Source organism: Halomonas sp. PAMB 3232 (assembly GCF_031954225.1).
GTDB lineage: Bacteria > Pseudomonadota > Gammaproteobacteria > Pseudomonadales > Halomonadaceae > Vreelandella.
Window position 1 is genome coordinate 919,202 of the sequence record NZ_CP134865.1, and the last position, 18,828, is coordinate 938,029.

An 18,828-nucleotide genomic window follows, 5' to 3' on the forward strand; every position below is an offset into this window, starting at 1 on the left:
CGCCCGAGAGACCGATCAGTTCAGCGGTTTGCCCGCCTTACGCGCGAGATAAATACGCCGCGCCATGAGCAGAAGCTCGAGCGTGGCGAACATGATCAGGCTATAGCCCAGCAGCTCGATGACCTCTTCGGCGGCGTCCTTGATGGTACGCTCGAAGCTTTCACCCAGTACGGCTTCCCAAAACACGCTGCGACCATAAAGGCGCGAGAAAATATAGGTGGTAAGCACGCCGCTGGCAAAAAGGCCAAAGGAGAAGGTGTTGCTGAAGTAGCGAAACTCATTGAGAAACCGACGGCGTTGAATGATGACCCAGGTGATCGACGGCACGACGATCAGTGCCACCAGAATCTTCCAGGTTTGGCGGGCAACGTACTCGTCGAGAAAGTAATCCTGCTCGCGCACCAGCGAGGCGGCGATGAACGCGAACAGCAGCAGCGTAACCGTGGGCCATACCTTCAGGACCTGTCGCACGTAGATGAGCATCAAACAGGCGCTGGCCAGTACGGTCGTCTGGGCAAGCTCGGTAAAGCCGTACTCACTGAAGCGAAGTTCAGGCATGTAAAGTGCTTCGAGGTAGCTGCCCTGGGCAATGGCACCGATAAACAGCACATAAAGTATTGCGCGCATGAGACTCGTTTTGAAGTTGATGGACCAGTTGGGTGGGGGCAGTGACATTGAGCATCCTTACGGGGCGTGACGCGGATCATAAACATTCAGCATTGAATGTTCATTATATCGTCACTTTGCTTTGCTCGCACCCTGATAATGCCCGAGGCGCTCGCCCGCGCACACCCTCCAAAGCCGCAAGAACGGCCTTGTATTAGCGTTTCGGTAGTCCGGTATCGATATGGGTCGCCAGGTAGTCTACCAGCTGGCGAATTTTAGGCGAGAGGTGGCGGTGACGCGGATAGACCGCCCACACCGCGGTGTCGTGATGCTGAAACGGCTCCAGCACCGCGACCAGCTCGCCGCTTTTCAGATAAGGCGCCACATAGTAGTCGGGAAGCTGGGCAAGCCCCAGGCCCTTGAGCGCGGCATCCAGAAGGGCCGGGCCGGAGTTGCCGCTCCACCGCCCCTCCAGGCGAACCTCGCGGCGCTGGCCGTTGACCTCGAATAGCCAAAACGGGCGCGAGCCCAGCAGACACGGGTGCTGGCTGAGTTCCGAGAGCGTATGCGGGCGCGGTGCCTGGCGGAAATAGTCGCTGGAACCAACGATGTATTCGCGGCGCTCGCACAAACGCTTGGCGATGAGGCTGGAATCCTTGAGCACGCCCATGCGAATGGCGATGTCGAAGCCTTCGTCGATCAGCTCCACCGCCCGGTTGGTGAAGTGCATGTGCACTTCGAGCGCCGGGTGCTGGCACTGAAAGTCGTTGACCAGCGGGGCGACGTAGCGCTCGCCGAAGGTGGTGGCTGCAGTGAGCTTCAAAAGGCCGCTGGGTTTGGCTTGAAGCTTGTTGATCATTTGCTCGGCGTCGCGCAGCCCATCGAACAGGTGGCGACAGTGCTCTACATAGAGTGAGCCGGCGTCGGTCAGGCGAATCTGGCGCGTGGTGCGATACAAAAGCTGCACGCCGAGCTGATTCTCGAGCTGGCTGACCAGTCGGCTGGTGTGCGATGTCGATACTTTCAGATGGCGCGCCGCCGCAGAAAAGGTGCCCAGCCGCACCACTTCGACGAAGGCTTCGATACGATCCCAGCGCTGCATGAAACTCCTTCAAAGCCAATTATTGCTGATGAGCAACAATCTTGTGAGTATATCCCTGTTTATCCCGTTCGCACAGGTGGCTACACTGGCTGGCATGGAGCAAACGTTCGGCTCTTTCATCCCAGGAGATTTGATATGAAGTCACGCGCTGCGGTAGCGCTTGAAGCGGGTAAGCCGCTCGAGCTCGTCGAAATCGACGTCGAGGGTCCGAAAAAGGGCGAAGTGCTGGTGAAAATGGCCGCCACGAGCGTGTGCCACACCGACGCCTATACGCTCTCGGGCTCCGACCCGGAAGGGCTCTTTCCCTCGGTGCTGGGCCATGAAGGCGCCGGTGTCGTGCAGGAAGTGGGCGAGGGCGTGACCAGCCTGAAACCCGGCGACCACGTGATTCCGCTCTACACCGCCGAGTGCGGCGAGTGCAAGTTCTGCAAGTCTGGCAAGACCAACCTGTGCGGCAGCGTGCGCGCCACCCAGGGCAAGGGCGTGATGCCCGACGGTACCTCGCGCTTCTCGCTCGACGGCAAGAAGCTGCATCACTACATGGGAACCTCAACCTTCAGCGAGTACACGGTCGTGCCGGAAGTGTCGCTGGCGGTGGTATCGCCGGAAGCGCCGATGGACAAGATTTGCCTGCTCGGGTGCGGCGTGACTACCGGTATCGGCGCGGTACTCAACACCGCGAAGGTCGAGCCGGGCGCGACGGTCGCCGTGTTTGGTCTGGGCGCCATCGGTCTGGCAGTCATTCAGGGGGCGGTCATGGCGAAGGCGGGCCGGATCATCGCCATCGACGTCAATGAGGACAAGTTCGAGCTGGCCAAACAGTTCGGCGCCACCGACTTCGTCAATCCCAAGAAATATTCAGACCCGATTCAGCAGGTCATCGTCGATCTGACCGATGGCGGCGTCGACTACTCCTTCGAATGCATCGGCAATGTCAACGTCATGCGCTCGGCGCTGGAGTGCTGCCACAAGGGGTGGGGAGAGTCGATCGTCATCGGCGTGGCCGGTGCTGGCGAAGAGATCTCTACCCGTCCGTTCCAGCTGGTCACCGGCAGGGTCTGGAAAGGCTCGGCGTTTGGCGGCGTCAAGGGCAGAAGCGAGCTTCCCGGTTACGTGGAGCGCTACATGAACGGCGAGATCAATATCGACGACTTCATCACCCACGACATGCCCTTCGAGAAGATCAACGAAGCCTTCGATCTGCTCCACGAAGGCAAGAGCATTCGTACCGTACTGCACTACTGATGAGCCGCGGTGACAAAAGGCGAGCCCGCTTTCTGTCACCCGGATGTTAGAGCTCGTCATTTACCACTACAGTTAACCACTATAGTTACCACTACAGTGAAACAAAACGCGGCGGTATTTCCCGCCGCGTTTTCATCGTCAGGAGCGCACTCATGAGCATGAGCGAAACCCTGGAACTTGTGTCTGCCAACAGAAGCTTCGGCGGCTGGCACAAGCGCTACCGCCACTACTCGCGGGCACTGGACTGCAATATGGTCTTCGCCGTCTACCTGCCGCCGCAGGCCGAAAACGAGCGCGTGCCGCTGGTCTGGTGGCTCTCCGGGCTCACCTGTAACGACGAAAACTTCATGCAGAAAGCCGGTGCTCACCGCGTGGCCGCCGAGCTTGGCATCGCCATCGTCTGCCCGGATACGAGCCCCCGGGAAACCGACCTGCCCGGCGAGCACGAAAGCTATGACTTCGGCTCCGGCGCCGGCTTCTACGTCAACGCCACAAAGGCACCCTGGAAAAGCCACTACCGCATGTACGATTACGTGGTCGAGGAGCTTCCGTCGGTGGTGCGCCAGCACTTTCCGGTCAACGGACGCGAGTCGATCAGCGGCCACTCCATGGGCGGCCACGGCGCGCTGATTCTGGCGCTGCGCCATCCTGGCCGCTTCAGCTCGGTATCGGCCTTCTCGCCGGTGGTAAACCCAATGAACTGCCCCTGGGGCAAGAAAGCGTTCACGAACTACCTTGGCGAAGATGAATCGAGCTGGCGCCAGTACGACGCCTGCGAGCTGGTGGCCAACGGCGCCTCGCGCCAGCGCCTTTTCATCGACCAGGGTGATGCCGACCAGTTTTTGGAAGAGCAGCTCATGCCCGAGCGTCTGGAAGCCGTGTGCGAAGAGCACGATCACCCGCTCACGCTTCGTCGTCAGCCAGGCTATGATCACAGCTACTTCTTCATTGCCTCGTTCATCGAAGAGCATTTGCGCTATCATGCGCAGCATCTCATGAAACGCTAAGGATTCTGTAATGCTCAATCGCGCGCTGCGCCGCTGGCTTGAACGACTCTGGCGTATCGTCTGGCGTGGCGCGCTGGCCTTCGTGGTGCTCTCGGTCGCGCTGGTGTTGCTGTTCAAGGTGGTGCCGCCGCCGGGATCGATGGTCATGGTCGAGCGCAAGATTCAGAGCATCATCGCCGGCGAGCCAATCACCATCACCCATCAGTGGCGCAGTTTCGATGAGCTCTCGAGCAATGCCAAGCTCGCTGTCATCGCTGCGGAGGATCAGCGCTTTCCCGAGCATCGCGGCTTCGATTTCGTCGAACTCAAGCGCGCCTGGCAGGCAAGCCAGGACGGCTCACGCCTGCGAGGGGCGAGCACCCTGAGCCAGCAAACCGCCAAGAACGTATTTCTCTGGAGCGGACGAAGCTGGCTGCGCAAGGGGCTCGAGGCCTGGTTTACGCTGTTGATCGAGACCTTCTGGAGCAAGACCCGCATTCTCGAGGTGTACTTGAACGTGGCCGAGTGGGATACCGGCGTATTCGGGCTCGAGGCTGCGGCGGATCACTACTTCGGCGCCTCGGGCAGTGCGATGACCGAGCGCCAGGCGAGCCTGTTGGCGGCGATTTTGCCCGACCCGCGCAACAGAAGCGCCGCCCGCCCGGATGCCCAGGTCGAGCGGCGCAGCCAGTGGATTCGCCGTCAGATGCGAAACCTGGGCGGGGTGGGCTATTTGGAGCGGCTTTGAGCCGGTGGCGAGCGCTGGATCACCAGCATCACCCCGACAATGGCCACGACCATACCCAAAAGGCCCAATAGCGGCAGCCGTTCGTCAAACAGCCACCACGCCTGTAGCGCCGTGACCGGCGGCACCAGATAGAACAGACTCGCCACTTTCGACGCTTCGCCCTGGCGGATCAGCGCCATTAAGAGCAGAATGGCGGCGATCGACAGCACCAGTACCAGCCAGCCGAGAGTCAGTAGAAACGTCGGCGCCAGCGTCACTTCGCGGATTTCAAACAAAAGCGCCCCGACCCCCAGCAGCGCTCCCGCCGCCAGATACTGAATCACCGTGCCGGAAAGAAGCGCCATTTGCGTACAGAAGCGCTTTTGGTAAAGCGTGCCCAGTGAAATACCCAACAGGGCAACGAGCACACACGCCAGTGCATCAAAACCGAAACCATCAAAAAGTTGCCGGCCGGACTCCAGCTTGCTGCCCAGTACCAGTGCGATGCCGACAAGCCCCAGCGAAAGCCCCAGCCACTGCCAGTATGTGAGACGCTCGCCTAAAAAAGGGCCTGACAAAAGTGCCGTCAACAGCGGCTGAAGCCCCACCAGTAGCGCGGCAAGCCCCGACGGCATGCCCAGATAGATGCCGTAAAACACTCCGCCCAGGTACGCTCCATGCACCAAACACCCCGAAACGCCAATGTGCGCCCAAAGCGCGGTCGCGTGCGGCCAGGGTGCCTTCATGACGAAGGCCAGCGGAACCAGCAGCAACAGCGTCAGTACGAAGCGAATGAACAAAAAGGTGAAGGGCTCGGCGTAGGGTAGGCCGAACTTGGCGCCAATGAAGCCGGTGCTCCAAAGCAGTACGAACACAAATGGCATGGTCGTCAGTCCGGCGTGCGCTATTCGCGCGCGGGGCGTAGCATCGGTCGAGAAGCGCATGGCTCACCTTCAGGAATGGATTTTTTCATTTATTAACTTACTGTTACTTATAATTACACTAAAAATTGAACCTGTTGGAGCGCGCTGCGTCTGAGTCACCACATACATAACGCGCAAAGAGGTTTCTTACCATGCAACGATTGACTGCCTTGTTTTCAGCTGCACTTCTTGCAACCGGTTTGATGGCAGGTACTGCTCAGGCCCAGCAGGAACAAGAGCCAGCGCAGGATTCCGCGGCCACCCAACAAGCCGCTCCGACGCAGGACTTTTCTGACGAGCAGCTACAGCAGTTCGCCGATGCTTCTCAAGAAATCGCCGTGATCTCGCAAGAGTACACACAGCGCCTGCAGGAAGCAGAAGACGAGTCCGCTCAACAGGAAGTTCGCGCTGAAGCCAACGAGCGCATGATCGAAGTGGTTGAAGGTAGCGGTCTGGACGTCGACACGTTCAACGCCATCGGCCAGTCCATCCAGCAGGATCCGGAAATGATGCAGCGCGTTCAAGAGATGGCAAGCCAGTCCTGATGAGACCGACGCCAAGCCCCGACCGGTTCAGTGTCGGGCGCGCTCTTTAAGGCGTCAAGCAGGTTCTGAGCTTAAAAAGCCCGGCGTTTTTCGCCGGGCTTTTTTGTGTGCCCCGCTTTACCGGCCAGGGATATGCCGCCAAACTTGGTGCCAAACGGGCGAGCGCTTCACCGAGGAGTCATTATGGATGTGGAACTGTGGGAAATACGCCAGCACATGGGGCAGTTTCCCCCCTTCGACGGGCTGTCCGACGAGCTTTTGGACGCGATCGCCGAAAGTGTCGAGATACGCTACTTCAAGACCGGCACCGAGGTTTTGAAACTCAACGAAGTGCTCGACGAGCTTTGCTATATCCGAAGCGGCGCAGTCGAGGTCTATCGTCGCCGGGGCGAGCTTTATAACCGCTTGGGCGAAGGCGATATCTTCGGTCATTTCAGCCTTTTGCGTAATCATCGCGTGCGTTTTCCGGCCACCGCCATCGAAGACACCCTGATGTACTTCATCCCAAAGGACATTTTTCAGCGCCTTTGTGAAGAAGACGAGGATTTTGCCGACTTCGTCGAGCTCGAGCGCCCGCGCCTTGAAAGCGTCGCGCAGCAGCAAAAAAAATCCAACGACATGATGGTCACCCGGATTCGTAAGCTGGTCACACGCTATCCGGTCATGGTGGAGTCGACCATCAGCGTTCAGGATGCGGCGATTCAGGTCGGCCAGGCCCAGGCCTCGGCGGTACTGGTGATCAACGAGGGCAGCGACAACCCGCGCTACAGTTTCAAGGACAGCGAGGGCAAGACCTGGCAGATGTGCGGCATCCTCACCGACAGCGATTTCCGCAACCGCGTGGTGGCCAAGGGCCTCTCGCCGCAAACCCAGGTGGGCGACGTGGTGTCCGATCACCTGATCACGGTTCAGTCCGACGCCTCGGTGTACGAGGCGATGCTGATCATGCTGCGCAGCAACGTCCACCATCTACCGGTGCTCTACCGCCAGCGCCCGGTCGGGGTGGTGCATCTGTCCGATATCATCCGTTACGAAACCCACAGCGGGCTCTATCTGGTGAGCAATATCTTCAACCAGTCAAGCGTTCAGGGCCTGGCGCGACTCGCCTCGGACGTGCGCGCCGCCTTCGTGCGCATGCTGCAGGAGGGCGCTAACTCGGTCATGGTGGGGAGCGCGCTGTCGACGATCGGGCGAAGCTTCACCCGGCGCCTTTTGGAGCTTGGCGAGGAGGAGCTCGGCCCGCCGCCGGTGCCGTACTGCTTCATGGTCAACGGCTCCATGGCGCGCAACGAGCAGGGCATCGTCACCGACCAGGACAACGCCCTGATCCTGTCGGACCGCTTCGACCCGGAGCAGCACGACGAGTACTTCAAGGCGCTGGCAAAGATCGTCAGCGACGGGCTGGACGCCTGCGGCTACACCTACTGCAAAGGCGATATCATGGCGACCAACCGTCAGTGGCGCCAGCCGCTGCACGTCTGGAAGGGCTACTTCGAAGAGTGGATCGCCAACCCGACGCCGGAGAAGCTGCTTCACAGCTCGATCTTTTTCGATCTGGACAGCATTTACGGCGAGGACCATTACGTGGAAACGCTGCAGGACTTGATCGCCCAGCGCGCGCCACAGGCGCCGCGCTTTCTCGCCGCCATGGCGCGAAACGCGCTCAACCGCACGCCGCCGCTCGGGTTTTTCCGCACCATCGTCATGGAGAAGGACGGCAAGCACAACAACTCCATCAACCTGAAGCGCCGCGGCACCGCACCGATGGTGGATCTGATTCGCGTCCACGCGCTGGCCTGCGGCTCCAAGGCGCAAAACAGCTTCCAGCGCCTGAACGATATCGACAACACCCAGCTGCTCGCCTCGGGGGTGAGCGACAAGCTCAGCTACGCGCTCGAGTTTCTGCACATGTCCAGGCTTCGCCACCAGATGATCGACCTTCAGGAGGAGCGCGAGCCGGACAACAACATCGAGCCGGAAAACGTCGACGACAGCGAGCGCCACACCCTCAAGGACGCCTTCCAGGTGTTGAGCAATGCGCAGAAGTTCTTGAAGTTTCGCTACCCCATTCCGGCCCAGCGCTAAGGACGTCACCATGAAAGGAATACGCCCGCGCCAGCGCGTCAATCAGGCCGACTGGAATGGCTACATGAAAAAGCGAAGCGCGGTCGCTCAGGACGACGCCCTGAAGCGCTTTTTCGACACCGAGCTTCCTGGTCCGGACACGCCCATCTCGGAAGTGCCCATGGTGGCACTGGATATGGAGACCACCGGGCTCGACGAGCGCCGCCACGCCATCGTCAGCATCGGCTTGATCCACTTCACGCTCGATCGTATCCCGCTCTCCAGCCGGCGCTACTGGGTGGTCAAGCCGCCCCGGCCCTTGAGCGAGGAGTCGGTGACGTATCACCACATCACCCACTCGGAGGTCAGCGATGCGCCGGATCTGGACGAGGTGCTCGAGCCCTTGCTCGACGAGCTGGCAGGAAGGCTCGTCGTGGTGCATTTTCGCAACATCGAGCGGCCGTTTCTGGACGCGGCGGTGAAGTCACGCCGCGGCGAAGGGGTGCTGTTTCCCATGATCGACACCATGTCGCTGGAGGCAAGGCTTCACCGTCAAACGCTCTGGTCACGGTTTCGCCGCTGGCTGGGCCGTCCGCCGGTCTCCATTCGATTGGATGCCAGCCGTCAGCGCTACGGGCTTCCCACCTACCAGGGCCACCACGCGCTGACCGACGCGCTGGCCACCGCCGAGCTCTTTCAAGCGCAGGTCGCGCACCGCTATTCCCGCGATACGCTGCTCAAGACCTTTTGGTGTTAAAACCAGCACAAGCGCCAAGACATTCAGGCATAAAAAAACGGGCAGCCCTTTGGCTGCCCGTTGTCGTAGCGCTAGCGCTGGAACGACCCTGGATCATATTGCCTTATTATTACACCGCCTTGGGCTCGCTCATCAGCCCCTTGATGATGGCGTAGCAGGCCACCAGCAGGATGAGCGCGAAGGGGAAGCCGGTGGAGACCGCCATGGTTTGCAGCGCGGTCAAACCGCCGCCGAGCAGCAGCGCAATGGCGATCGCGCCTTCGATGATTGCCCAGAATACCCGCTGCGACGTCGGAGCATCCATTTTGCCGCCGGCGGTGATCGAGTCGATTACCAGAGAGCCCGAATCAGAAGAGGTCACGAAGAAGAAAACGACCAGCAGGATCGCCACGAAGCAGGTGATTTGCGAAAGCGGCAGTTGCTCCAGCATCAAAAACAGCTGCAGATCGACACCCGCATCGCGCACGGCGCTGATGCCCTGGTTGATGTATTGATCGATGGCCGTGCCGCCAAAGGTCGTCATCCAGAGTACCGATACCATGGATGGAATGATCAAAACGGAAATCAGGAATTCGCGAACCGTGCGGCCCCGTGAGACGCGGGCGATGAACATGCCCACGTACGGAGACCAGGAGATCCACCAGGCCCAGTAGAAGGTGGTCCAGCCCTGGCTGAAGTCGGCATCTTCACGACCAAAAGGATTGGAAAGGGCGGGGAAGTGGGCCGCGTAGCTCCACAGGTTCTCGAAAAAGCCGGTCAGGATGAACAGTGTCGGGCCAACGGCGATCACGAAGAACAAAAGCGCCGCCGCCATCACGATGTTGATTTTGGACAGAAGCTGCATGCCCTTATCGACACCGGCCGCTAGCGAAGCGATGGCCAACATCGTGATGCCCACGATCAAAAGGATCATGGTGATATCGCTTTCCGGCGCGCCGAACAGATACGATAGCCCCGCCGCGGCCTGGCTGGCACCGAGCCCCAGCGACGTTGCCAAACCAAAGAGCGAGGCGAACACTGCTAGAATATCGATCACGTGCCCGGGCCAGCCCCAAACGCGCTCGCCAAGAATGGGGTAGAACACCGAGCGGATCGAAAGCGGCAACCCCTTGTTGAACGAGAACAGCGCCAGCGAAAGGGCCACGATGGCGTAGATCGCCCAGGGGTGCAGACCCCAGTGATAGATAGTGGCGGCCATGGCAAGCGACGTCGCCGCCGCCGTATCTCCCTCGGCACCGCCCAGAGGCGCCCAGCCGTCGCCATCAAAAGAGGTGCCAAAATGGGTGAGCGGCTCGTTGACTGCAAAGAACATCAAGCCGATGCCCATACCGGCGGCAAACAGCATCGAAAACCAGCCCATGTAGGTATAGTCAGGCTTTGCGTTGGTTCCCCCCAGGCGTATCTTGCCCAGCGGCGAGAAAATCAAACCAATGCATAAAATGACAAAAACATTGGCCACGGCGATAAAGAACCAGGAAAGATTGCCGGTCAGAAAGTCGAAAATGGCGTCGTAGACGGGCGCAATGGTATCCTGCAGCGCCAGCGTCAATACCACGAACAGCAGCACGATCACGGCGGAGATACTAAATACCTTACCGTGAAGGTCGAGGTTGATCCCCATCTTGTTGGTGGTGAAGTTGTCCTGACCCACGACGTAGTCGGTATCGATCAAATTCGCTGCCCCTTCGGGGGCGGGTATACCGTCTGACGCCGGCTCGTCCGATGAGTGATTGGGTTCTTGCTTGTCCACGGCTACCTCTGTGCTTTGCATAAAAAAACACGCCTTGACGGCGTGTCGTGTTTGTTGCGCAGTATATTAACAATAATTATACTTTTGCGCCTCCATGAATATGGTTTGTAAAAAAAATTAATTCGTAAACGCGTTGGTTACCTGACGGACGGTACGGCTTTTCACCAGGTTCTGTCTAAAAAGTGCCTGCGCTCGACAATACGGCGTTAAAAATTTGCTCAGAATACTCATTTACTCACTGTAAACTCCGTTTCTTCGCCCATTTTTGCCTTGTCCTGTCTTCGCTCGCCGGCTTTTCAGACAGAACCCAGGCCGGTCATGGACTCCCGGGCCCTGCCTGACCGCACGTTGGCGCCATTTTCACCGCACGTAAAAAAACGGGCAGCCCTGAGGCTGCCCGTTTTCGTACGGCTTGCGATTAAACCGCCTTGGGTTCGCTCATCAAACCCTTGATGATGGCGTAGCACGACACCAGCAGGATAAACGCGAAGGGCAGGCCGGTAGAGACCGCCATGGTTTGCAGCGCCGTCAGGCCACCGCCGAGCAGCAGCGCGATGGCGATCGCACCCTCGATGGAGGCCCAGAACACACGCTGGGGGATCGGCGAGTCGACCTTGCCGCCAGCGGTGATCGAATCGATGACCAGCGAACCGGAGTCCGATGAGGTCACGAAGAACACGATCACCAGCACGATAGCGATGAAGGAGGTGATATCCGACAGCGGCAGCTGTTCCAACATCAAGAAGAGCTGCAGGTCGACGCCGGCGTCGCGCACCGTTTCGATGCCCTGGCTTACGTACTGATCGATCGCAGTACCCCCGAAGGTGGTCATCCAGAGAACCGAGACGACGGACGGGACGATCAATACCGAGATCAGGAATTCACGTACCGTGCGGCCGCGCGATACGCGGGCGATGAACATGCCGACGTACGGAGACCAGGAGATCCACCAGGCCCAGTAGAAGGCAGTCCAGCCATGAGTGAAGCCAACGTCTTCACGGCCGAAGGGGTTGGAGAGCGCCGGCAGATTGACGACGTAGTTGAACAGGTTCTCGAAGAAGCCAGTGGCGATGAACAGCGTCGGGCCAACGGCGATCACGAAGAACAAAAGTCCGGCGGCCAGGGCGATGTTGATCTTGGACAGCAGCTGAACGCCCTTATCCACGCCAGCCACGATCGAGCAGATCGCCACGCAGGTGATACCCACGATCAAAAGAATCATGGTGATGTCGCTTTCCGGCGCGCCGAAAAGATAGGTGAGGCCCGCGGCGGCCTGAGTGGCACCCAAGCCCAGCGAGGTGGCGAGACCGAAAAGGGTGGCGAATACTGCCAGAATATCGATGCAGTGGCCCGGCCAGCCCCACACGCGCTCGCCCAGAATTGGATAGAACACCGAGCGCATGGAGAGCGGTAGGCCCTTGTTGAAGGCAAAAAGCGCAAGCGACAGTGCAACGACGGCATAGATCGCCCACGGGTGCAGGCCCCAGTGGAAGATGGTCGCGGCCATGGCCAGCGCCGTCGCGCCCGCAGCGTCACCTTCGGCGCCGGAAAGCGGTGCACCGCTGCCGCCCTCGATGGAGGTACCGAAGTGGGTCAGCGGCTCGCTGACGCCAAAGAACATCAGGCCAATGCCCATGCCCGCGGCGAACAGCATCGAAAACCAGCCCATGTAGGTAAAATCCGGTTTGGCGTTGGCACCGCCAATGCGAATTTTACCTAACGGCGAGACGATCAGGCCCAGGCACAGGATGACGAAAACGTTGGCGGTAAGAATGAAGAACCAGGACAGATTGCCGGTCAAAAAGCCAAAGATGGCATCGTAGATGAACGAAATATTGTCCTGAAGCGCCAGCGTCAACACGACGAACAGCGTCACGACGATAGACGAAATGGTAAAGACTTTACCGTGGAGGTCGAGCCTCAAGCCCATTTTTTCGGCGGTGAAGTTATCCTGACCGATAACGTAATCGGTATCGATGAGGTTCGCTGGCCCGTCCGGGGAGGGGATACCCTCACCGACCGGCTCTTCCTTGGGCTGATTGGGTTTTTCGTTTTCCACTCGATCTTTCTCCATGTTGAATCGAATTCGCTAGGTGTACGACCAAAGGGATGCCGGGTAAAACGAGGTCGCGAAGCGCCTGCCCGTCAGTTGTATAAGAAACACCCCTCTTGTACAAACTGTTTGTACAAGCCTTTTGTTAACCCGGCGCTTGGGCCGGGCCACGGTCGCGATTACGAATCGAGCCACTGCTCGACAACGTCCTGGTTCTCTTCGACCCACTGCTTGGCGTTTTCATAGGGGTCGCTGCCGTCTTCCTGGTTCATGAGCATGACTTCGCCCATCTGCTCCGGGGTCCACTCGAAGGCGTCCAGAATGGCGTAGGCGCCGGGCATGTCGTCCTCGAAGCCGTTGCGAACCACGGTATGGATCTGCTCGGCGCCGCCGAACACGCCTTCCGGGTCGTCCAGGTACTTGAGGTCCCAGCGGGCGAACATCCAGTGCGGTGTCCAGCTGGTCACGACGATGTCTTCTTCGTTGTTGATGGCGTTATCCAGCGCCGCCACCATGGTCGCGTCGCTACCGCTGCGCAGGCGAAGATCAAGATCATAGGTATCAACGGCTTCCTCTGCCAGCCCCATCAGGCCGGCACCGGGGTCGATGCCGATGATCTCGTCGTCGAACAGCTCGGCGTTGTCGTTGAGCTCATCGATCGAGTTCACCTCGGTGTATTCGGGAACGACCAGACCAAGCTTGGTACCGTCCAGATTTGGGCCCAGGTCCTCGACGTCGCCGCCAATGCGCTCCATGTAGTCGGCGTGGGTGGTGGGAAGCCAGGCCGCGACGATCGCGTCGGCATCGCCGGTCGAAAGTGCCTGGAACATGGCCGCCGCGGAGAGCGAGGTCATGTTCACCTCATAGCCTTGCTGCTCGAGCACGGCGGCGATCACGTTGGTGGAGGCGACCTCGGAGGACCATTCGACGTAGGCCAGGTTGACCGTGCCTTGCTCCTGGGCCTGAGCAAAGCCGCCGGCGAGCAGGGCGCTGCCAGTCATGAGCCCGAGCGTGGCAAGACGAACAGAACGATTGATGCGTGTTTTCATGCTGTTTCCCTTTTTTGAATGCGTAACACTTTTATAAAAGGCAAAAAAAGCCTTCATCTTATGAGAAGCCAAACCGCGCGAGAGCGCTGGTTTTGGCTTCCCAAGCATGGTGGCTTATAGCGTGGGCTTCAAGTTTTGCGCGCCCGCGCGATAAGGCCATGGCCTCATTGACGCTTTGATTTACGTAGCGCCTGAGTCAAACGGTCGAGCAGCATGGCCAGAATGACGACCGCGATACCGGCCTCGAAACCATCGCCCGGGCGCAGGCGCTGAATGGCACGCCACACTTCGCTGCCAAGCCCGTCAGCGCCGATCATCGCGGCGATCACCACCATCGACAGCGCCAGCATGATGGTCTGGTTGATACCGGCCATCACCGTGGGCAGCGACAGCGGCAGCTGCACCTTGAAGAGTTTTTGACTGCGCGTGGCGCCGTAGGCATCGGCGGCCTCGATCAAATCCGTCGGGACCTGGCGAATGCCGAGCGTCGTGAAGCGTATGGCCGGCGGCATGGAGAAGATCACGGTAGCGAAAATCGCCGATACCGCGCCGATACCGAAAAATGGAATCGCTGGAATCAGGTAGACGAACGCCGGCATGGTCTGCATGAAATCCAGAATCGGCATGATCACCTTGTAAAGCCGGTCGGAAAGTGCCGCCAGGATGCCGATGGGAAGCGCGATGACGACCGCCACGAGCGTGGCGATCACCACCAGCGTCAGCGTTTCGATCATCGGGTTCCAGAGATCCATGTTCCAGATTAGCGCCAGACCCGCTACCGCGCCGATTGCCAGGCGCGGGCTCGCCAGCCGCCAGCAGAGCAGGGCGATGAGCGCCATCAGCGCCCACTCGGGTAGCCACATCAGGGCGTCGTTCAGGCTACTGATACCGGTTTGAGTCACGCGTGAAATCGCGCGGGTGACGACCGAGTACTCGCTGGTCAGCCAGCGCAGTGCGGTTTCGATCCAATTGCCCAGGGGAATACGGGGAAGGTTGTCCATTACTGATCTCCTGCTCGTGCCAGTTCATCCAGTACTGCGCCCTTGACGACAACGCCCAGAAGGCGCTTCTCCTCGTCGACCACGGCGACTGGAAAGCCTTTTTCGCTAAACATGGCGAACAGGTGCTGCAGGGGCTCCTGTGGGGTGACCAGACGGAAATCCTGGGTGAGGTAGGCATCCAGCGTTTCGTCACCGGCTTCGATGGCCTGACTGGCGGCGTCCGCCTCCAACAGCCCCTTGAGGCGGCGGTCGCGGTCGGTCACGTAGATGGAGTCGATGCTGTAATCGCGCATGCGGCGAAGTGCTACGCGCGGGCCGTCGGTGTCACGAATGCTGGTGCGCACCGGGCGCATGGCGCTCTCGGCGGTCAAAATACGCGAGCGGTCCACCCCTTCGATGAAGCGGCGCACGTAGTCGTCGGCGGGCTTGGTGAGAATTTCTTCCGGTGTACCAATCTGGACCACTTCGCCATCTTTTAAGAGCACGATGCGATCACCGATCGACAGCGCCTCGTCCAGATCGTGGGTGATGAACACGGTGGTTTTCTGCATGCGCGTTTGAAGCTGCAAAAGCTCCTGCTGCATCTCCTTGCGGATCAACGGGTCGAGCGCGGAGAACGCCTCGTCCATCAGCAGGACGCTGGCATCGTTGGCCAGCGCCCGCGCTAGCCCCACGCGTTGTTGCATACCGCCGGAAAGCTGGTGGGGATAGGCATCTTCCCAACCGCCCAGCCCCACTTGCTGCAACGAGTTGTAGCCAAGCTCGCGGCGCTCGGCCTTGTCGACGCCGCGAATCTCGAGGCCAAATTCAGCGTTTTGCTGAACGGTGCGGTGGGGAAAAAGCGCAAAGTTCTGAAACACCATGGAGAAATGGCGACGACGACACTCAAGAAGCTTCTTCTCGCCAAGCGACGGAATATTCTCGTCATCGATGACGATCTCGCCTTCGGTGGAGTCGATCAGGCGATTCAAACAGCGAATCAGGGTGGACTTGCCGGAGCCCGAAAGCCCCATGATGACCAAAAGTTCACCTTCGTAAACGTCGAAGGTGATGTTGGAAAGGCCCAACGTTTGTCCGGTCTGCTCGAGTATCTCCGGGCGTTTGAGGCCCTGGTCGCGTAGCTCGAGTGCTTTTTTTGGCTGTTTCCCAAATACCTTGCTTAAATTACGAACCTTGATTTTGACAGGACGTGTTTCATCCATTAATCGAACCTTTTTATGGTGTGATTTATCGTTGGCTATCTCTCTAACGCGCAGGCTTTGAAGACAGGGGCCTGCCACGGTTTCCCGGAGATCATAAAAGTAAATTAACGATTACCAGCTGTATTATTAAAAATTATTATACATAAGTCGCATCGATGTGTCACAACGCCCGGTCGACACGGTGAACTAACGCTACATGTGTCATTTTGTGCCTGTCTCCCATTAGCATAGATTAATCCAAAAGGTCGGGGTAATTTTTTATAAATTATTGATTTTTATTTAAAAATTAAAATTCAGTGCTGCAGTGGCACGACTTGTGTAACTCCACTTTCAACGACACGCGTTGAAGATTCAGGGTCGAAGGATTCGACGCAATTGCCAGGAATGGCAGCCTGACTAGCTCGCTGGATTCAATGGAGGCAGGCTTTATGGATAAACGTTTTATGGAAAAACAAGGCAAACCGATGTTCAAACGCAAATCGCTCGTTGCCCTTGGCATGCTGCTGACTGCCAGCACATTGACGCTTGCCGGTTGCGGCGGCGACGATGAAGATGAGATGCCGCCGGCCCAGCAGCCCGAGACCATGGAGCAGGGTGGGACCGCGAACGACCCGGCCGTGAATGAAGAGCCCGGTATGGCCAATGACCCGGCCATGAGTAACGACCCGGCAATGGCCGACGACCCGGCGATGAGCGACCCGGGCCTTGAAAGTAACGCCACGACCTCGCAGGAGCCGATGCCCAGTAGCGAAGGCGCCATGGACGATCAGGACCCGGAAGAGAATCCCGGTTTTGGTGACGGTACCGAGCCGATGCCGGGCTCTGCACCGGGCGACGGCGAACGCGACGACGAAACCACCCAGTAAATCGACTTGGTAGATCGACCCGGTGAACAGACCGGGTTAGATGACCGCTCCCTACGGTAATGAATCGAGCGGGCTGTTCGTTCCCTGCGGCTGCGCTCAATGCTTCATTACCATTACCCCCGCGCCTGCGGGGGTTTTTTTGTACTCATGGGAGGAGAAAGGCGTTTGAAACGTTTGCGGCACTGGCAAAAACCAGGCGTCAGCGCTAGGTTTAAGAGGCTCTGTACGGGCAGATCGCTTCAAGGAACGCGACTTCACAAGGTCAAGGAGAAAGACACATGGCACAACAACGTGGCGACCGTTTTAAAGCGCTGCTGTTAAGCGCTCTGCTGGCCTTTGGTGCGCTCGGCCTTACCGGCTGTGGCGAACCCGACGCGCCCAACCCGGACGCCGAGCCCGAGGAGCAGCAGCCCATGGGCACGGGCCCGATGTCCAACGACGATGCCGGCGAAACGCCGAGTGACGGCGTCTAATCGAACACGGGCGGTTTTGATCTCCCAATGGCCAGACAGCCGCGACTGTCTGGCCATTTTTTGGCCATCAACGCATGACTAGCTGTCATCCTCGAGACGGCGGTAGAGCGTGCGGCGGGCGATACCCAGCACTTCGGCAGTGCGCCGCTTGTTGCCGCCAGTCGCCTCGAGCACCTTGCGGATATAGCGCTTTTCGACCTCCTCAAGGCTTGGCCAGCGGGCGGGCGCCGGGGCGGGTGTCTGGGTGCCCGACAGCACTTCACCCCTGAGCGTTGGGGTAAACTCGGCGTCCGACTGAGCACTGACGTGATCGCGAAGCCGCTCCGGCAGATCGCCATGCTGTAACACGCCCTCTTCACTGAGGGTGACGGCGCGCATGATCGCGTTTTCGAGTTCACGTACGTTGCCCGGGTAGGAGTAGCTCAACAGCGTATTTAGCGCCTCGGGCTCGATCTGTTCGATCTGCTTGCCCTGAGCGTCGGCGTGCTTGTCGATCAGCGCAAATACCAGATGCTCGATGTCGCTGCCGCGCTCGCGAAGCGGCGGAATGCGCAGTGAAAAGGTCTCCAGACGATAGAACAGGTCGCTTCTGAAATTCTGCGCCTCGATCTCCTTGTCCAGATCGCGGTGGGTCGCGGCGATGATGCGCACATCCACCGGCTCTTCGCGCTCGCCGCCTACCGGGCGAATCGTTTTCTCCTGCAGCGCGCGCAAAAGCTTGGCCTGCAGGTTGATCGGCATTTCGCCGATTTCGTCGAGAAACAGACTGCCGCCCTGGGCGCTTTGAAAAAGCCCCTTACGCGCTTCGTTGGCACCGGTGAAGGCGCCCTTTATGTGGCCAAAGAATTCGCTCTCCATCAGGTCGGCGGGAATGCTGGCGCAGTTGACCGGCACGAAGGGCGCATCATGGCGCGGGCTTTCCTGGTGAATGGCGCGGGCCAAAAGCTCCTTGCCGGTGCCGCTTTCGCCCAGAATGAGGATCGGCGCGCTGCTTTTGGCAAGCCTGGAGGCGTCGTGGAAAAGCCCCTGCATGGTCGGGCTTTTGCCCACGATGCCGTGAAAGTGGGTAAGCTCGGCATCGTGAGAAAGCGCCAGGCGTTGGCGCTCCAGCACGCGAAAAACCGCCTCGCGAATGGCGTCCAGATCCAGTGGCTTGGTGAGAAAGTCATTGGCGCCGAGCTTGAGTGCCTCGACCGCCTGGTCGATGGTGCCAAAGGCGGTAATCACGATGATGCCAAGCTCCGAGCCGCTCTGGCGAAGTTGTTGCAATAGCTCGATACCGGACATGCCCGGCAAGCGCACGTCGGTGATCATCATCGCCACCGGCGTGTGGCTCAAAAGCGCCACGGCCTCTTCGGCGCTCGGTACGCCAAGCGTGGTGTAGCCGGCGTCATTGAGCTCCTCTTCGAGCAGTTCGCGAATGGCGGGGTCGTCCTCGACGACCAGAAGCGGTAAAGCGTGTTCCTGTTCGGTCACAAA

At 59.2% G+C, this 18,828-nt stretch carries 17 protein-coding genes; 8 read left to right on the forward strand and 9 right to left on the reverse strand.

Features of this window, described 5'->3' with window-relative positions; all coding sequences use genetic code 11:
* Window positions 1-15: 15 nt before the first annotated feature.
* Both RN346_RS04290 and RN346_RS04295 read right to left on the reverse strand, forming a co-directional pair.
* Complete coding sequence (locus tag RN346_RS04290) at window positions 16-675, reverse strand: hypothetical protein (RefSeq protein WP_311962238.1); 660 nt, start codon at window positions 673-675, stop codon at window positions 16-18.
* A gap of 145 nt (window positions 676-820) precedes the next feature.
* Window positions 821-1,708 carry a LysR family transcriptional regulator gene (locus tag RN346_RS04295; RefSeq protein WP_263584812.1) on the reverse strand — a complete coding sequence of 296 codons (888 nt, stop codon included), beginning with the start codon at window positions 1,706-1,708 and terminating at the stop codon, window positions 821-823.
* Between the two features lie 135 nt (window positions 1,709-1,843).
* Between RN346_RS04295 and RN346_RS04300 the strand changes: the two genes are divergently transcribed.
* The 3 genes from RN346_RS04300 to mtgA all read left to right on the forward strand — a co-directional run bounded on the left by RN346_RS04300 (window position 1,844) and on the right by mtgA (window position 4,687).
* The gene (locus tag RN346_RS04300) at window positions 1,844-2,953 is read left to right on the forward strand and encodes an S-(hydroxymethyl)glutathione dehydrogenase/class III alcohol dehydrogenase (protein WP_263584811.1); all 1,110 of its coding nucleotides are present in this window, start codon (window positions 1,844-1,846) and stop codon (window positions 2,951-2,953) included.
* Window positions 2,954-3,105: 152 nt separating this feature from the next.
* Window positions 3,106-3,960, forward strand: a complete 855-nt coding sequence (fghA, locus tag RN346_RS04305) for an S-formylglutathione hydrolase (protein WP_263584810.1) — start codon at window positions 3,106-3,108, stop codon at window positions 3,958-3,960.
* Window positions 3,961-3,970: 10 nt separating this feature from the next.
* A complete protein-coding gene (gene mtgA / locus RN346_RS04310) occupies window positions 3,971-4,687 on the forward strand; it encodes a monofunctional biosynthetic peptidoglycan transglycosylase (RefSeq protein ID WP_263584809.1) in 717 nt (238 codons plus the stop codon).
* On the opposite strand, the gene RN346_RS04315 is transcribed toward mtgA, so the two are convergent.
* Window positions 4,669-5,610 carry a DMT family transporter gene (locus RN346_RS04315; RefSeq protein ID WP_311962239.1) on the reverse strand — a complete coding sequence of 314 codons (942 nt, stop codon included), beginning with the start codon at window positions 5,608-5,610 and terminating at the stop codon, window positions 4,669-4,671. The genes mtgA and RN346_RS04315 overlap by 19 nt on opposite strands.
* A 131-nt stretch (window positions 5,611-5,741) precedes the next feature.
* Between RN346_RS04315 and RN346_RS04320 the strand changes: the two genes are divergently transcribed.
* From RN346_RS04320 to RN346_RS04330, 3 genes are all read left to right on the forward strand, one after another.
* Complete coding sequence (locus RN346_RS04320) at window positions 5,742-6,134, forward strand: DUF4168 domain-containing protein (protein WP_263584807.1); 393 nt, start codon at window positions 5,742-5,744, stop codon at window positions 6,132-6,134.
* A 183-nt stretch (window positions 6,135-6,317) separates the two neighbouring features.
* Complete coding sequence (locus RN346_RS04325) at window positions 6,318-8,219, forward strand: DUF294 nucleotidyltransferase-like domain-containing protein (RefSeq protein WP_263584806.1); 1,902 nt, start codon at window positions 6,318-6,320, stop codon at window positions 8,217-8,219.
* A 10-nt stretch (window positions 8,220-8,229) separates the two neighbouring features.
* Window positions 8,230-8,955: a 3'-5' exonuclease gene (locus RN346_RS04330; protein ID WP_263584805.1), complete on the forward strand. Its 726-nt coding sequence runs from the start codon at window positions 8,230-8,232 to the stop codon at window positions 8,953-8,955.
* 109 nt (window positions 8,956-9,064) lie between these two features.
* Here the strand turns inward: RN346_RS04330 and RN346_RS04335 are convergent, their stop codons facing one another.
* From RN346_RS04335 to RN346_RS04355, 5 genes are all read right to left on the reverse strand, one after another.
* Window positions 9,065-10,705 carry a BCCT family transporter gene (locus RN346_RS04335; protein WP_311962240.1) on the reverse strand — a complete coding sequence of 547 codons (1,641 nt, stop codon included), beginning with the start codon at window positions 10,703-10,705 and terminating at the stop codon, window positions 9,065-9,067.
* Between the two features lie 418 nt (window positions 10,706-11,123).
* Window positions 11,124-12,764: a BCCT family transporter gene (locus RN346_RS04340; protein ID WP_409335784.1), complete on the reverse strand. Its 1,641-nt coding sequence runs from the start codon at window positions 12,762-12,764 to the stop codon at window positions 11,124-11,126.
* Window positions 12,765-12,937: 173 nt separating this feature from the next.
* Entirely contained in the window at window positions 12,938-13,807 is an 870-nt protein-coding gene (locus tag RN346_RS04345) for a glycine betaine ABC transporter substrate-binding protein (protein ID WP_263584802.1), read from the reverse strand.
* Between the two features lie 164 nt (window positions 13,808-13,971).
* Window positions 13,972-14,808, reverse strand: a complete 837-nt coding sequence (locus RN346_RS04350; protein WP_263584801.1) for a proline/glycine betaine ABC transporter permease — start codon at window positions 14,806-14,808, stop codon at window positions 13,972-13,974.
* Window positions 14,808-16,010: a glycine betaine/L-proline ABC transporter ATP-binding protein gene (locus tag RN346_RS04355; protein WP_311962241.1), complete on the reverse strand. Its 1,203-nt coding sequence runs from the start codon at window positions 16,008-16,010 to the stop codon at window positions 14,808-14,810. Before RN346_RS04355 ends, RN346_RS04350 begins: the two co-directional genes overlap by 1 nt.
* Window positions 16,011-16,438: 428 nt before the next feature.
* On the opposite strand from RN346_RS04355, the gene RN346_RS04360 reads away from it, so the two are divergent.
* Window positions 16,439-16,876: a hypothetical protein gene (locus RN346_RS04360; protein WP_311962242.1), complete on the forward strand. Its 438-nt coding sequence runs from the start codon at window positions 16,439-16,441 to the stop codon at window positions 16,874-16,876.
* 278 nt (window positions 16,877-17,154) lie between these two features.
* Complete coding sequence (locus tag RN346_RS04365) at window positions 17,155-17,349, forward strand: hypothetical protein (RefSeq protein WP_263584798.1); 195 nt, start codon at window positions 17,155-17,157, stop codon at window positions 17,347-17,349.
* Between the two features lie 78 nt (window positions 17,350-17,427).
* Here RN346_RS04365 and RN346_RS04370 read toward each other — a convergent pair whose 3' ends face one another.
* On the reverse strand, window positions 17,428-18,825 hold the full coding sequence (locus RN346_RS04370; protein ID WP_263584797.1) for a sigma-54 dependent transcriptional regulator: 1,398 nt from the start codon (window positions 18,823-18,825) through the stop codon (window positions 17,428-17,430).
* Window positions 18,826-18,828 lie beyond the last annotated feature (3 nt).